Origin of the sequence: Erysipelothrix tonsillarum DSM 14972 (assembly GCF_000373785.1) — a bacterium.
In the GTDB taxonomy this organism is placed as follows: Bacteria; Bacillota_I; Bacilli_A; order Erysipelotrichales; family Erysipelotrichaceae; genus Erysipelothrix; species Erysipelothrix tonsillarum.
In genome coordinates, this window is sequence record NZ_KB892377.1 from 670234 (window position 1) to 686983 (window position 16750).

The following is a 16750-nucleotide window of genomic DNA, read 5'->3' on the forward strand; positions in this document are numbered from 1 at the left end:
TCTTTAAAAAATTAAGATAAAGTAACACATCATTCATTATAGATTCTAGAAATACCTTACAAAAAAACATAATAAAAACCTCCTGTTTATATCATTTTACGACGATATATATTCAAGAGGTTTTTTTACTATCCCGTTTTAATGGGACTATTTTATATTGAATTTTTTAACGTTTTCCTGCATCATAAGGCTGACCCGCAGCTTTCGGTGCAGCTGATTTTTTTGATGTAAATACTAATACCACTAATGTAGCTATGTATGGCAACATCTTAAATACTTGATCCGGAATGCCAAGGCCGTTTAAGAATGGGATTCCAGAATATACATTCGATAAGGTCAATGCAAGTGCAAAGAACAAGGAAGAGAAGAAAATAGTTTTTGGTCTCCATTGTCCAAAAATCAGAATCGCAAGTGCAAGGAAACCATAACCATTTGCCGTTCCAGTAAATGAAGTACTAATTGGAACTGTAATAATTAAACCACCAAGACCCGCTAGAGCCCCGGAAATTAGTACACCTGCCCAGCGAATTCGTTTTACATTCCCTCCTGCGGCATCTAATGCGTGTGGATTTTCCCCTGCAGAACGCAGTCGCAATCCAAAACGTGTTTTGTAAATTACAAAAGTCGCAATAAATAAAATTGCAAGACCGATATAAGTTGAGATATAAGCATTGGTAAAGAATAACGGTCCAATAATAGGAATTTCTGATAGAAACGGAACTTTTCGAATTAAGAATTCATTTCTAAATGGAATTTCTTTTACAGAATAAAGTAAACGAGCAATATAAACTGTAAATGCAGGAGCAAACATATTGATTGCTGTCCCACTAATTGTTTGGTCCGCATTCATATTTATGGCAGCAAAGGCATGGACAGCACCCATAACGATTCCCGCAATAATTGCTGCAAGCATTGCAACAATATATAGTAACTGTCCCGACATATAATTTTGAAGGAAAAATAAAGTAATTACTCCAAAAAATGTACCAAAAACCATAATACCCTCTAAAGCAATATTTACGATACCACCGCGTTCAGAGAATAGACCACCAAGCGAAACAACAAGTAACGGAATCGCTACATAAAGCATCTGTTGAACAATAAATGCAAATGTATTCATCAGGCATCACCTCCGGAATTTTTAGTGACCTTTGCGATAAATCCTTTAAGAAGTATCGTAAGTGCACTTACATAAATAATTGTTGCAGTTATAACTGAAATAATTTCCGGCTCAAGTCCAAATAATTGCAAGTTGTTTCCACCATACGTAATATGAGCAATAAAGAGTCCTGATAGAATAATACCAATTGGATTACTCTGAGCCAAGAGCGCAACAGATATCCCGTCAAAACCTTCAGTTAAGAGTACATTTAATACGTCCATATATTTTCCGACATTCGCAAGGTACATCACAGCACCACCTAATCCGGCAAGGGCACCTGCTATTGTCATGGAAAGAATAATCGATTTTTTTTCATTAATTCCAGCATAACGACTTGCATGACGATTGTACCCAACGGCTTTGAGTTCAAAACCAAACTTTGTTTTTTCTAAAATAACATATATTAGAACTGCCATAAGAATCGCAATAACGATACCAATATTGACTGAAGATCTCGGAAATAATTTATTCAGACCCAGTACTGGTAAATAGGCATTTACCGGTGGTAAGGTACGTGAATGAACTGAATCAAATGCGGTATTTGTAATAAGATAATTCACTGCATACATACCGATATAATTTAACATAATAGAAGCAATTACCTCATTAACATTTCGATACGCCTTAAGAATCCCAACAATGGCTCCCCACAATGCACCTGCAAGTGCACCACCAATTAAACCAACAATCCACCCGGTCCCTGCGGGCATCCATGTCCAGTTTACACCGATGTATACAGCGGTAAATGCACCTACAGTAAATTGTCCCGAAGCACCAATATTGAATAAACCTGTTTTAAAAGCAAAACCTACAGATAATCCAGTTAGAATGATTGGAGCTGCTCTAAATAAAACATTTCCCATTCCACGAAGATTATGATGGAAGCCACCTTTTAAAATAATCCAGAATGCACTAAGAGCATACTGAGGTGTTGTAAGTAAAATAACAACAAATCCAACGAGTAAACCAATAATTATCGCCAAGAATGATGCGATAACGGCATGATTACTCTCATTTGAAAAAAAGTCTTTAATTTTTTTACTAATTATATTAGTTTTTGCCATTTTGAGTACCTCGCTTCGCTCCAGCCATATATAACCCAAGTTCTTGTTGCGTGATATTTTCAGGCTTGAACTCACCTACAAACTCACCGTTATACATAACAAGGATCCGATCACTGATGTTCATAATCTCTGATAATTCATAAGAGACAAGAAGAACAGATTTTCCGGCATCACGCTGCGCTACAAGTTGATTGTGTATGTATTCGATAGCACCAACGTCCAAACCACGCGTAGGTTGTACAGCCATCAGCACCTCTGAACCCATGTCAATTTCACGAGCTAGAATCGCTTTTTGTTGATTCCCTCCGGACATACTACGTACAGTTGAATTTGGTCCTTTTGAGCTTCGAATATCGAATTTTTCAATCATTTTTCTTGCATAAGTTTCAATCTTATCAAAGCGAAGCATTCCGTGCTTTTGGAAGCGGTCTGTAAAGTATTGCTTAAGAACGAGATTGTAATCTAATTTGTAATCAAGTACGAGTCCATCTTTATGTCGATCTTCGGGGATATGCGAAATCCCGTGCGTATTGCGATATCGAATTGACTTATCTTCAATACTCTCACCCTTAAGAACGATTTCTCCCTGAGTTATAGGAAGCATTCCCGCAATGGCATAAACAAGTTCGTGTTGCCCATTACCTTCGATTCCAGCGATACTTACAATTTCCCCTTCATGTAATGCAAAAGAGGCTGCTTTAACCGCATCATGATTCCCATGTGATGAAGCGACGTTAATATTCGTAACTTCTAGAACAACCTCGCCGCGTTCAATCGGTTTCATATCAATATTTAAATCAATTTTACGACCAACCATCATTTCGGACATTTCATCAACTGAAACATCTTTAACGTTAACTGTGGCAATAAACTTTCCTTTTCGAAGGACCGATACCCGATCTGCAACTTCTTTAATCTCATTTAACTTATGTGTAATAAAAATAATCGATTTCCCTTCAGAACGCAACTGTTTCATAATTGCCATTAACTCATGAATCTCTTGCGGTGTTAAAACAGCTGTAGGTTCATCAAAAATCATAACATCGCTTTCACGATAGAGTAATTTTAAAATCTCAACGCGCTGTTGCATCCCTACTGAAATATCAGAAATTCTAGCATCAGGATCAACGTTGAGATTGTATCGATTGCTTAATTCAATGATTGCCTTACGTGCATCGCCAAGACGAACCATGCCGCGTTCAACCGTTTCAACACCTAAAATAATATTTTCTGTAACTGTAAAATTATCTACTAATTTAAAATGCTGGTGTACCATACCTATTTTATGATAGGTAGCTTCATGAGGGTTATTAATTTTAGTAACTTTGTCACGAATGACAATCTCTCCAGAATCTGGTTGATACATCCCAAACAACACTGACATCAACGTTGATTTTCCAGCACCATTCTCACCCAACAGTGCCAAAATTTCCCCTTCACGAAGTGAAATTGTGACGTCATCATTGGCTTTTATACCTGGAAACGTCTTGGTGATATGATTCATTTCAACAATATTTTTCATATGCCCTTACACTCCTTAAACATATCATACACAAAAATGTATTCTTAAAACAGTAAAAAATCGAATAATAAAAATATCAAGCACTCTTGATATCGAATTGTTTATCTTTGATAAGCACCATCCCCATATTTTTTTATACTTTAAACCCTCATATTCTATTAAATTAAAGTGCGGTTAATGATAGAATAACCCTTTGTGATGGGTTCTAACTTCAATTTGTTAAATTAGAATATGATTTATGTTCACATAAATATTAGCATTTTTACAGTATATTAGCAAGCGCTTTCAGTGTGTGTTTAGACATAAATCGCTGAGTATATGTACTCAGCGATAAAAATCAATTTTCAGGTTCGGATATGTGGTTGATTCTTTAAATTCCAAGCCAAATTCGTCATGTTCAGTTTCGATTTCTAAAGTTTGTTTGTTCAATCGCTCTTGCGTCGTCTCTACAAGTTCATTAAATTCTTCTTTTGTGACATGCTTCAAGCGCTCGTAACTAAGTTCAACCCCAACGCCATCGCGATTTAAATCAACGGTAAGTACCTCCCCACCTGGAAAACTTTTATTCTGAATAGCTTCAAGTAGGTCAGTAACGGTTTTACGAATCCCTTTAGTAGCGGAAAAGACAACCGTTTCGCTGATATAAGATTGATCGACATCTACCCCTATAAATTGTTTTTGAGTATCTTCTGCAGCTTTAATGATTGATTGTCCTGCACCACCGGCTGATGCGAAAATAATTTCAGTTCCCTCATTATACCAACTTGCACCCAGCATTTGTATTTCTGTAGATGGTTCAAAACTTCCAGTGTACTTATATTTAATATGAATGGTTTGATTTTTCATTGCAGCACCATCTTGCAAGCCTTTTAGAAAACCCATTCCATATCGCTCAACTGAAGGAATTTTGGCACCACCTACAAATCCTACTTTTGTATATCCTTCTAACGCAGCTACGTATCCAGCTAAATAAGAGGCCTGTTCTTCTTTAAAGAGAACGGGAACAAGATTTTTTTTGATTGTTTGATCTCCAGTATCGGCCCTTTTTGGCATCGCATCTATGAGAATAAAATTGACATCTGGAAAATCATCTTGCACCTTCGCAGCCGTAGCTTCGAAATAAAATCCAGGTAAAACGACAACGCGTGCACCACCTTCTGTGATTGCTTTCTCTATTTCGTTATAGAATGCATTATCATCTTTATTCTCTGGTCTGTAATACTTATAAGTAACATTGTTACGCGACGCAAAATCAACAATTCCTTCCCATGATTCTTGATTAAACGAATGATCATCAATCGTCCCAATATCCGTTATAAGCGCGATTTCCGCTTTATCTTGGCTATTCGATGTCGAAGTGGAACAACCGAATAGTAAAAATAAAATCAAAACAAAAACATATTTTTTGAATTTCATAAATTCCCCCCTTTACACTCTAACTTTATCAATTGAATGACCATAATTCAAACACTTATATTTCCACTTACACAAAAAAAACATGGCTTTTATTGGCCATGTTTTTTAAGTATATAATTTAATCAATTATTTAACAAATGTAATATTGATATTTTTAAGTGTTGGATCACTAATTACATCTGAAAAATCATCTGCATGTTGTTTCTTAATGCTTGATGTAACCCCATCTTTATCCGCTTTCATGTCTTCAATAACTTTATCCAAGTCTTCTTGTTTGAAAGTTTTAAAACGGTCAAAGTTTTTAGGAAGTCCTACCCCATTATCATTAATGTTATAGGCATGTTGTGTTCCACCTGGGAATTTGCCATCATAATGCGCTTTAAGTCCCTCATAAACAGCTAATTGTAGTTCTTTTAAAGCTGAAGTAATGATTGTTTCACTTTCAGCCGATTGGTCAACATCAACACCAATAACCTTGGCTTCTTTATCTTCAGCGGCTTTAAATACTGAAGGTCCTGCACCACCTGCTGAAACGAAGATTACTTCTGTTCCTCCAGCATACCAGCCTGATGCCAACATTTGAACCTCTTGAGAAGCTTCAAATGTACCTGAGTATTTGTACATCATGTCGATTGTAATACCAAGTTCTTCAGCTGCGTGGTTTGCACCGTATACATAACCTAGTCCAAATTTCTCAACTGCCGGAACTTTCATACCACCGATATAACCTAGTTTTGTAAATCCATCTTTAACTGCAGCATATCCTGCTAAGAATCCAGCTTGTTGTTCTTCCCAAACCACTGAATACATATTAGGACCAATTACAGGTTCTGATTGAGGTGTCTCCGAAGGAGCTCCATCCACAAAAATAAAGTTTACATCTGGAAATTCTTGTTGTGCTCTAAAAGCAGCGTTAGCGAATAAAAATCCTGGCATAACGACAACTTTTGCGCCCCCCTCAGTGATCGCTTTTTCGATTTCGTTAAAATACGCCTCGTCATCTTTTGCGACTGGACGATAGTATGTATGAGTAATATTGTTTTCCTCACCATACTGTTTAACGCCTTCATAAGAACCTTGGTTAAATGAGCGGTCATCAATTGTACCAACGTCAGTAATCAAAGCGATTTCTGCGCCTTTTCCATCTTGAGCTTTTTCTCCACCTGAACAAGCGGTAAGAGTAAGAGCTAACAAGACAACTAAAACACTAGAAAATAGTTTTTTCATCTGTTTCCTCCATACAAGTTTCCTTGTGTCTATATCGTATCTAATTTTATATTGATAATCAATAGTAATGTCACAAATATATGTAACCGTTATCATTGACACCTCATTTACCCGATGAGTTATACATATTTAAGGGTCTATCTACAAAAAAACTCTAGTATAAATCGCTCATACTAGAGTTTTTCTTAAATATAAAAATATTTACATCTTTTTAACGGCTATAAAACCAACTTTATTTTTCAATTTTGTGGATATAACGAGATTTGATTTCATGTTGTACTAAATCTAAGAAAGCATTCAATTCAAAAGGATTTTGAGCACGTTCGCCATATCGACGTACGTTCACACTACGATCTTCAATTTCCTTGTCTCCAATAATAATTTGAAGTGGAATCTTGTTTTTTTGTGCTTCGCGTAAACGATAACCGAGTTTTTCATTACGACCATCAACGTGAGCACGTACACCCATATCCAAGAGTAACTCACATACTTCGTTCGCATAATCCATATGGAATTCTGTATTTACAGGAATAATTTCAACTTGCTTCGGTGCCATCCAAATAGGGAAACCACCCGCAAAGTGCTCAATTAATATTCCAATAAAACGTTCGATTGAACCGAAAATTGCTCGATGAAGCATGATTGGTCGTTTTTTCTTACCATCTTCCGCAACATAGGTAAGATCAAAGCGTTCTGGTAGGTTCATATCTAATTGAACTGTACCGCATTGCCATACACGATTCAGCGAATCACGCACTTTAAAGTCTAGCTTAGGACCATAGAATGCTCCGTCACCTTCATTAATCTTAAAATCAACGCCAGCAGCCACACAAGCCTCTTTAAGCGCTTGTTCAGAGCGGTCCCACACTTCGATATCTCCAATATATTTTTCCTCTGGTCGTGTCGATAATTCGATAGAATATGAAAGTCCAAAAGTAGAATAAATTTCATCAATAAAATCTAAAATTTCAACAATTTCAGCCTGCAACTGATCTTCTCGCATAAACAAGTGCGCATCATCTTGTGTAAATGATCTTACACGGAAGAGTCCATTAAGGGCACCACTTGCTTCATGACGATGAACGTGTCCCATTTCGGCTAAGCGAATTGGAAGGTCGCGGTATGAATGGAGTCCATTTTTATAAACCAACATCCCACCTGGGCAGTTCATCGGTTTAATTGCAAATTCGCGATCATCAATTGTAGATGTATACATATTTTCACGATAATTTTCCCAGTGACCCGATACTTCCCAAAGTTCTTTATTTAACATTGTCGGAGTTTGAGTAAAGACATAACCACGCTTAATATGAGCATTATAATAATATTCATCCAGTGCGTGACGCAATGTCATACCATTTGGAAGCCAGAATGGAAATCCGGGTCCATATTCACTCATCATAAAGAGTTCAAGTTCTTTTCCAAGTTTCTTATGATCCCGCGCTTTAGCTGCCTCAAGCCATTCAAGATATTGATTTAAATCTGCTTCAGTTTCAAATGTGATTCCGTATACGCGTTGAAGCATTTTATTCTTGGAATCACCTTTCCAATATGCTCCTGAAACTTTTAAAAGTTTGAAATACTTCATTTTTTTAGTTGTTTCAACGTGCGGACCACGACATAGATCAATAAATTCAGCTTGACGATATGCAGAAATCGTTGCATCCGCTTCTAGGTTATTAATAATGTCAATTTTGTAAGGATCATCCTTAAAAATTTCTAAAGCTTCCGCTTTTGTAAGCTCTTCTCGAGTGATGCGCTTATCTTCTTTTGCAATCTTACGCATCATCGATTCGATTTTAGGTAGATCCTCTTCTGTGAGTACTTGATCTCCCAAATCAATGTCGTAGTAAAATCCATCCTCAATGACCGGTCCTACCCAGAATTTTGCTTCAGGATAAAGTCTTTTGACTGCATGAGCCAACAAATGGGCGGATGAGTGATTTAATACATTCAGTTTTTCATCTTCTCTAATATTTACCATAATAACCTCCTCTATAAAAGAAAAACGTAAATCCATCCAAAAGGACGAATTTACGCGGTACCACCTTTAATTCACAATTAAAAAATTGTGCTCTTAAACTGTTAACGCCAGAATACGGGATTTTTTCTAAAATCCAACTCTGAGGTGGTAAATACGCATATTCTACGAGAAGTTTTCACCAACCACTTCACTCTCTATTCAAAACAACGTATTTTTGTCCTCTTCACTGTTTATATTATATTTATACATCAATACAACAGAAATTTCAACTAAATTGCAAAATTACCGTCTTTAAATACAACAATTGATTCATTGTCATGTGTCAAACCGATAACACTCATATCTTCACTTCCGAACATAAAGTCTTCATGATTGAGAGAGTCGTTTGCATTATGGGCAAGCAATTCTTCTTCGGTCATTTCTGTTCCACCTTTAACATTCATTGGATATGCACGGCCTAATGCCATATGGCATGAAGCATTTTCATCGAATAATGTATTGTAAAATAGAATATTTAAATCAGATATAGGAGACTCGTGTGAAATAAGTGCAATTTCACCGATATGACGACTTCCTTCATCTGTATTTAAGAGTTGTTCTAATGTTTCACGTTCCTGTTTTGCATCAAAATCAACAACTTTTCCATCTACAAACTTCAACCAAAATTCATCAATTAATTTACCATTATAATTCAAAGGTTTTGTGCTATAGACGATTCCATTAACGTTTAGACGATCTGGCATTGTAAAAGATTCTTCGGTTGGCATATTTGGATTAAATGTGTAACCACGTTCAGAGATTTCTTCGCCACCTGCCCAAATATGATCGTCAACGAGTCCAACAACGATATCAGTACCTTTATTGTTTTTAAAGTGTAATGATTTGAAGTTATAGTCATTGAGAACTTTGTTTTGGTGAGACAACTTAGCGTTATGTTGCTCCCATGCAAGTACAGGATCATCATTTTCATTAATACGCACGGCATATAGAATCGATTCGAGTAATTTATCGTATGCTTCATTAACATCTAAATCTGGAAATACTACATGTGCCCATTCTTTTGTGGGTAATGAAACAAGAGACCATTGACCACGATTTGCCATTGTATATTCTCTCATGCGTTTTAGTGCTTGTCCTTGTGCTTTAGCTTGAGCAGCTAATTTTTCGCCGTCAACATCCGCCATTAGTCCTGGTGATGGTGCGTAAATAGATAAACGACATAAGTCTTCATCTAAATAACTGTCATATTCATCGACAAGCCATTGAGGGATATCGGTTAGTGTTTCAATATCTTGGTTTACGACGTGCATTTTAGCAATATGGTCGTCGCCAAATTTAACGACAACTTTTTTCGCACCCGCGGCATACGCTTCTTCAACAATAAGGCGTGCAAACTCATAATGTTCTGCCTTTACATTCACTAAAACCGTCTGTCCTTTTTGTACATTGACACCCGAACAAACAGCTAATTTCGCATATTTTTTAAGTAAATCATTCATTATTTGTGACCTTCTTTCGAGTAACACAACATAGCAGCACCAATTACACCGGGTTCATCAAGTTGTGCTTCAACAAATTGAGTATCTCTCATCTGTTCGTGCACTAAATCTTGATAATAACCAATCATACGATCCCAATACAAATCTTTTGACTTCGTAACACCGCCGCCAATAACAAAAATATGAGGATCACAGACATGTGCAATCGAAGACAACATCATTGCAAAATCATAAGACATCTCATCAATGAGTTGGATCGCTTGTTCATTTCCTGCCGCCATGAGTGAGAATATTTCTTCAGCCGATTCAATTTTCGGATCGATTAATTCTTGAGCTTTACGTATCATCGCTGAACCACTTGCTTCATTTTCAACTGCTCCAGCATTTAGAGTGTTAATATCTGAACGACGGACGCGTTCACGATCAATTACAATATTTCCAACTTCACCAGCATATCCTTTATGACCTGAAACTACTTGTCCATTAAAAACAAGTGCTCCCCCTATTCCCGTTGAGTGAGTAAGGTAATACACAACATTATTGCCTTTTCCCGCTCCGACGAGGGCTTCAGCAAGTCCTGCAACATTAGCATCATTATCCATATATATTGGTAAGTCTATTGATTTTTTAAGATAATCAATAACTGGATACTTCGTAAACCCTTTCATATTTGTAGATAAGGTTACGCACCCAAGTTCCGTGTTGACAGGACCGGGTAAACCCAGTCCAATCCCAACACATTCGTCATATTGTTTTAAGCTTTTTATCATTTCGATAATATTATCTAAAACAATTTCCGGTCCCTCAAGTGCGTATGATTCACTCTTTACTTGCTCATGAATTTTTCCATCTTCATCAATAACAGCTACTCGTACATTTGTACCGCCTAAATCAACTCCGATATATTTATTCATAACAATCTCCTTATTTAATTTCAATAATTTTCATTGTGTTTGTATTACCTGTACCCGTAGGGTATCCAGCTGCAATAATTACCTTTTTACCTGTTTCAATTCCAAAGTTTTTGGCAATAGTATTTGCAATTTCATCATCGTTTGTCATTTCATTTCGAATATCTGAAACAACTGGTTTTACACCCCAAACGATTTCAAGACGGTTTTGTACTTCTTTTGTAAATGTAACTGCGATAACTGGAACATTAGGACGATATTTTGAAATACGTTTTGCAGTTGAACCACTTTGTGTAAATGCAATAACAGCAGCAACATCATCAAGGTTCAATGCTGTTTCAGCAATTGAAATCCCGATTGAATCTTGGATGGTACGTTTTGAAGATTTAATTGAATGACGTAAACGATCACGGTAAGGAATGATTTCTTCCATTGCGATTGCGATTTCAGCCATTGTTCGAACTGCTTCAACTGGATAAGCTCCAACAGCAGATTCTCCAGAAAGCATGATTGCGTCTGTTCCATCAAGAATTGCATTTGCAACATCACTTGCTTCTGCACGTGTAGGACGTGGATTTTGTTGCATTGATTCAAGCATATGTGTTGCTGTAACGACTGGTTTACCCATTCTGTTTGCAGTTTTAATAATTTGCTTTTGATAAATTGGTACTAAGTGTGTACTTACTTCAACACCTAAATCACCACGAGCGACCATAACACCATCTGCAACTTCAAGAATGCTTTCGATATTATCGAATCCTTCTTGATTTTCAATTTTAACGATAATTTGAATATCTGGTTTTCCGGCTGCTTCAATCACTTTACGAATATCTAAAACATCTTGTGGACGTCTTACAAATGATGCAGCAATGTAGTCAATACCGTTATTTGCACCAAACGTAATGTCAGCTGCATCTTTTTCTGAAAGGAATGGCATACTCAATACAACATTTGGTACGTTAACCCCTTTACGTGTTTTGATAAGACCTGGATTTTCAATACGGCATACTAAATCGCCGTCTTTTTTATCAATAACAGTTAATTTCATTTTACCATCATCAATAAGTAGGTAATCATTCACTTTAACATCTTCATAGACTTCAGGAACTAATAATGTGAAGCGTTCGTTATTACCTAAGTAATCAGCGTCAAAACCAACGCGAACAATATCACCTTCAGCAAATTCTAAAGCACCATTTTCCATATCACCACAACGAATTTCTGGACCTTTTGTATCTAATAAGATTCCAAGGTTGATTCCGATACGGTCACTTACTTCGCGCACAACGTTCATACGACGTAAGTGGTTTTCTTGAACATCATGTGAGAAGTTAAATCGAACGATATTCATTCCCTCATTTGCGAGCTTTTCAATCATCTCAGGTGATTCGGAAGCGGGTCCGATAGTACAAATAATCTTTGTTTTTTTCATTTCATGCATATTGTTTATCCTCCTATACCAATCTGTCATGTAATTCAAACAGCGCTCTACTTGATTTTTTCGGCATTTTTAATGCGTCATCAATATCGATTGCTACTATTTCCTCATTTAAGATGCTGACGCATTTACCGCCATCACCTGCAATAAGCAGTCTTACTGCCTTATCGCCAAACTGTGTTGCTAAAATACGATCTCGAGCTGTCGGTGATCCTCCGCGTTGAATATGTCCCAATACGGTTGAACGACCGGAAAAACCAGTATGTCTTGAAATCTTCTGAGCTAAAAGTTCTACATCAGTGATTTTTTCACTGATAATTACAATAGCATGACGTTTTTTCTTAACTTCTTCAAATTTTCTTAAGCGTTCCAAAACCTCAGATTCATCATAACCAGTCTCTTTTGTAATAATTACTTCTGCACCTGTAGTTAAACCTGCATAAAGCGCTAGATCACCACATCGATTACCCATTACTTCCACGACGGAACATCGATGGTGTGAACTCGAAGTATCACGAAGTTTATCAACGTTTAGAATAACTGTATTCAAAGCAGTGTCAAAACCAATCGTGTAATCAGTTGACGCAATATCATTGTCAATGGTTCCTGGAATACCAATACAGTTAATCCCCATCTCTGTAAGTGCCATTGCACCTCGGTAACTTCCATCTCCACCTATGACAACCAAACCTTCAATACCATGCTTCTCTAAATTCGCAACTGCTTTTTCACGAACTTCTAGAAGTTTAAAGTCTTCAAGACGTGCACTCCCTAAAATTGTACCCCCCTGAATAATAATGTCACTAACGTCACCACGGCTTAATTTACGAATATTATCGTTAACCAATCCCTCGTATCCATCAAAAACACCAAACACTTCAAGTCCGGCTGAAATACCGGAACGTACAACTGCACGAATTGCTGCGTTCATGCCTGGAGCATCGCCTCCTGAAGTTAATATGCCAATCTTCTTCATAATTCACCTCTCTTGTAATCATACCACTATTTTATTGCTATTTCTCTACAAAATGTTGTTAAATTACTTGTTTCGTCGATTTTGTCCTACCATTTCGTAAGGGATTGTTAAAGCGTGTATACGATCTACCAATCTTTTTGCCCGAATCTCATCTGAAGTCCCTTTATTATCCAATTTATAGAGATCAACGAGCATATCCGGACTGTAATTACTTGTAATAATTGTCTTTTTCTTATTTTCTAACCGCTCATTTAGAATTGACAGCAAAATTTCATCCCGACTCCATGAAGTAATGGGTTCTGCCCCAAGATCATCAAGAACAAGCAAAGGTACATTTCTTAGCCTTCTTAACGTATATTCCATCTCTGACGGATGTGTAAATAATTGCTTTAAATGACTCATTAATTTAGGAACATGAATGAACGCGACATTTCTTCCACTTTTTGCAAAATCATTAGCAACACAGGCACTCAAATAACTCTTCCCGATCCCTAAATTACCATAGAGATAGTATCCAGGTTTATCATTTTCTACGAAATTAATCATATCTTCTAACACACCTAAATAATTAGGGTTCTCATTTTCAATTGAGATTTTTGAAAATAGAGCGTTGTGTAGACTCAACGGTAAATCAAAGATCACATATTGATTTAAATATGCATTTTCTTCTGCAATTTCGCGAACGATAGGTAATTCAAAAAATTGTTCTGATAATATTCCTGTTGCGTCATCGTACATCAAATCAACATATTGTCCCAAGGTTGGATCTTGTTCAAGCTCTTTAGCACTGTACGATTCAGCCTTACGTTTATTAATTACCCAATTTTTAAACTGAAATGCATTCTCTTCTATGATTGATTCTGGACAATGATAGCGTTCAATAAAATCAATAATTTCTGGAAGTGTCCGTAAGCGTTCATAAGTTTCTAAGCGCTTTTGAATTTGTTCTTCCGTTAGTTCGAATTTAAGATTACGTAAACTCATCTAAATCTCTCCTTTACTTAGCATCCCTTTTAATCGAGATTTCAAAGCATCAACATCTTTATCAATTGCAGTATCTGTCGAATAAGTTGGAGCAGCAACCTCAACCCTCGGTTTAGGCGAATTTTTGCTTGCAGTCTTAATTGGAGTATCACGTTCTTTAAGAGCATCTTCCAACGATTTTACACCACGGCGTTTCCAAGATGATGCAATTTTTTCAACAAAACCCCGATTAAGATTCTTATCATTTGTTTCCAGGATATATTCAACAAGAACGTTTATCACTTTATTATCGAAACCAAAATTATGCTCCAATGATTTCAAAAGCTTACGATCTGCGTCAATGATATAAGTATGTTCTTGTTTGTAAGCCAAAAAGCTAACTGGATCTAATTCATAAGGGTCCGATACACTCTCAACGGTTTGTGTTCCATGATTTTTTTCAATTAAATATTGAAATTTTTTCGCATCAAAGTCTCCTGTATCAAAATTCGTCGATGCCATCAAAACTGATTTCATATCCGAGTAGTTCAAATTATAAAACGAACCAAAAACACCAACTTTTTCTTTTACATCTGCGGTGCGAAACTCATGAGGATACATTACATAACTAATGGACTTAAAGAACGCCTCAACATCAAATTTGTGTTTGCGGTCTATACTTGTGCTCTCATCACGTTCGGTATTATAGGTTGCTTCAAGCGATTCATCCCATGTCGATAAACGACTTAAATCAAAACTTGCAGAGATTTCATTATCCGGTGTTGTAACAGTATTTTTCCGATAACGTGTACAATGCCCAATAAACTGCTCATTTCCTTTAACAATTGCAAATAAACGGCCAAATGTTGGATGTTGTAAAAAATCATGCGGACAAAGCGGCGGAACCAAAACAAGTGTCAATGCACCCGTGTCAAATGTGCGCACAAGCGCAAATCGTTCTAATTCAATACGATAATGTTTCAAATCGGTTGTGTTAATTTGAAGCATATGGGTCAAATCCCTTACTTGAATTTCAGTCTCATATCGACCATATTCATAAAGTGTCAAATATAAACTTAATGCAGGATATGAAAAGAGTGGCTGATATAAAAGCACCAAAGACTCCATTTGATCTGGAGCCATTTGAAAATTCACATCAGTTTTCAATATTACTTCTTGCATTGGCTACATCCTCCTTTTTGAATTTGGATCAATAATCCATCCATCTTATTATATAACGCATCTAACGTATCATTATTATATATGATAAAATCCGATTTTTCTTCTTTTACCTGTTCCGAATATTGTCGTTTGATTCGACGTTTTACATCATCAGGGTTCATGCCACGATTCTGAAGGCGTTTTAAACGAATATCAAGATTTGCACTTACCATAACAATTACATCAAAAAGTGATTCCATTTTTGCTTCAAAAAGAAGCGGAACTTCAAAAAAAACTAATTCATCTGGACGTGTATCTACTTTTTCAATATAAGTGGCTACTTCAGGGAATACTCGTTTTTCCAAATGAGTAAGCAATTCTTGATTCCTAAAAAGAATATCAGACATTACTTGACGATTTAGGGTAGTATCTGCATTCAGCACTTCATCTCCCAATAAATCAATTACAAAAGAATAAAGGACGCCTTGAGGTTCATAAAAAGAATGTGTCACCTTATCCATATCGTAAACTTGATATCCACATTTGCGAAGATAGTTACTGAAACTCGATTTTCCTGCACCTATGGTTCCTGTAATTCCTATTTTCATCGCTTCACCTTCTGACATTGTTCACAAAAAACCGTACCACGTCCACCAACATTAATTCGCGTCATTGCTGTACCGCAGCGTTCACAGGGCTTGCCTGCTTGTCCGTATGCTTTTAGATTGATTTGAAAACGTCCCGTAACATTTAATGACGAGGTGTATGAACGAATGGTCGTACCCCCTGCCTCAATAGCATGCTTTAGAATAGAACGAGTAATATCAACGAGACTCTGTGCTTGCAACTTGGTGATTTTGGAACCTATTGTTAACGGATGAATCTGGGCTTCATATAAAATTTCATCAGCATAAATATTTCCAATACCGGCTATCAGAGACTGATCCAACAAAATATTCTTTATCGCGCGTTTGGAATGATGAATTTTCGAATAAAGGTACGCACCATTCAAATTTGAATCAAAGGGTTCGAGTCCTAATTTTTTTGTCTCAAGGTAATCGAGTGGACTTGAAACAATCGCCATTCTTGAAAACTTTCGTGTATCCAAGTAATGAATGCAGCCGCCATCATAGGTGATCACGCAATGTGTATGTTTTGTCGGTTCAACTTCATGATCATAGAGATAGAATTTCCCCTCCATGCGTAAATGCATAATCCAATGCAAACCACCACTCATTTCAAACCACAAATACTTCCCACGGCGGTGAAAACCTATGAATCGGTGGCCAACTAGTGATTCTAAAGGAAATTCAGACTGTGTTTCAAGCAACATGGGATAAATAAAATTAATGTTTGTAATTATCTTACCCATGAGTGATTTTTCTAAAGTGCGTATAATCGTTTCTACTTCTGGTAATTCCGGCATG

Annotated in this window: 14 protein-coding genes and 1 other annotated feature; all 14 genes read right to left on the reverse strand. The window is 36.7% G+C overall.

The features are described 5' to 3' along the window. Window positions 1–166: 166 nt before the first annotated feature. The gene (locus tag B096_RS0103125) at window positions 167–1120 is read right to left on the reverse strand and encodes an ABC transporter permease (RefSeq protein WP_018579334.1); all 954 of its coding nucleotides are present in this window, start codon (window positions 1118–1120) and stop codon (window positions 167–169) included. Continuing rightward, a complete protein-coding gene (locus tag B096_RS0103130; protein ID WP_018579335.1) occupies window positions 1120–2226 on the reverse strand; it encodes an ABC transporter permease in 1107 nt (368 codons plus the stop codon). Before B096_RS0103130 ends, B096_RS0103125 begins: the two co-directional genes overlap by 1 nt. Beyond that, window positions 2213–3748, reverse strand: a complete 1536-nt coding sequence (locus B096_RS0103135; protein WP_018579336.1) for an ABC transporter ATP-binding protein — start codon at window positions 3746–3748, stop codon at window positions 2213–2215. Before B096_RS0103135 ends, B096_RS0103130 begins: the two co-directional genes overlap by 14 nt. Before the next feature lie 324 nt (window positions 3749–4072). Beyond that, complete coding sequence (locus B096_RS0103140) at window positions 4073–5164, reverse strand: BMP family lipoprotein (protein ID WP_018579337.1); 1092 nt, start codon at window positions 5162–5164, stop codon at window positions 4073–4075. A gap of 126 nt (window positions 5165–5290) precedes the next feature. Continuing rightward, on the reverse strand, window positions 5291–6391 hold the full coding sequence (locus B096_RS0103145; RefSeq protein ID WP_018579338.1) for a BMP family lipoprotein: 1101 nt from the start codon (window positions 6389–6391) through the stop codon (window positions 5291–5293). Between the two features lie 232 nt (window positions 6392–6623). Further along, the gene (gene thrS / locus B096_RS0103150) at window positions 6624–8375 is read right to left on the reverse strand and encodes a threonine--tRNA ligase (RefSeq protein ID WP_018579339.1); all 1752 of its coding nucleotides are present in this window, start codon (window positions 8373–8375) and stop codon (window positions 6624–6626) included. A gap of 37 nt (window positions 8376–8412) precedes the next feature. After that, window positions 8413–8611, reverse strand: a binding site (T-box leader). Window positions 8612–8644: 33 nt separating this feature from the next. Beyond that, window positions 8645–9874, reverse strand: a complete 1230-nt coding sequence (locus tag B096_RS0103155; RefSeq protein ID WP_018579340.1) for an aminopeptidase — start codon at window positions 9872–9874, stop codon at window positions 8645–8647. Next, window positions 9874–10788 (reverse strand): ROK family protein, encoded by a 915-nt coding sequence (locus tag B096_RS0103160; RefSeq protein ID WP_018579341.1) that lies wholly within the window; start codon window positions 10786–10788, stop codon window positions 9874–9876. The genes B096_RS0103155 and B096_RS0103160 overlap by 1 nt, the downstream gene beginning before the upstream one ends. 10 nt (window positions 10789–10798) lie before the next feature. Continuing rightward, window positions 10799–12226: a pyruvate kinase gene (gene pyk, locus B096_RS0103165; RefSeq protein WP_018579342.1), complete on the reverse strand. Its 1428-nt coding sequence runs from the start codon at window positions 12224–12226 to the stop codon at window positions 10799–10801. A 13-nt stretch (window positions 12227–12239) separates the two neighbouring features. After that, entirely contained in the window at window positions 12240–13199 is a 960-nt protein-coding gene (pfkA, locus tag B096_RS0103170; protein ID WP_018579343.1) for a 6-phosphofructokinase, read from the reverse strand. Between the two features lie 63 nt (window positions 13200–13262). Then, the gene (locus B096_RS0103175) at window positions 13263–14183 is read right to left on the reverse strand and encodes an ATP-binding protein (protein WP_018579344.1); all 921 of its coding nucleotides are present in this window, start codon (window positions 14181–14183) and stop codon (window positions 13263–13265) included. Then, a complete protein-coding gene (locus tag B096_RS0103180) occupies window positions 14184–15344 on the reverse strand; it encodes a DnaD domain protein (protein WP_018579345.1) in 1161 nt (386 codons plus the stop codon). Beyond that, on the reverse strand, window positions 15332–15931 hold the full coding sequence (gene coaE / locus B096_RS0103185) for a dephospho-CoA kinase (RefSeq protein ID WP_018579346.1): 600 nt from the start codon (window positions 15929–15931) through the stop codon (window positions 15332–15334). Before coaE ends, B096_RS0103180 begins: the two co-directional genes overlap by 13 nt. After that, entirely contained in the window at window positions 15928–16749 is an 822-nt protein-coding gene (mutM, locus tag B096_RS0103190) for a bifunctional DNA-formamidopyrimidine glycosylase/DNA-(apurinic or apyrimidinic site) lyase (RefSeq protein WP_018579347.1), read from the reverse strand. Before mutM ends, coaE begins: the two co-directional genes overlap by 4 nt. Between the last annotated feature and the right edge of the window lies 1 nt (window position 16750).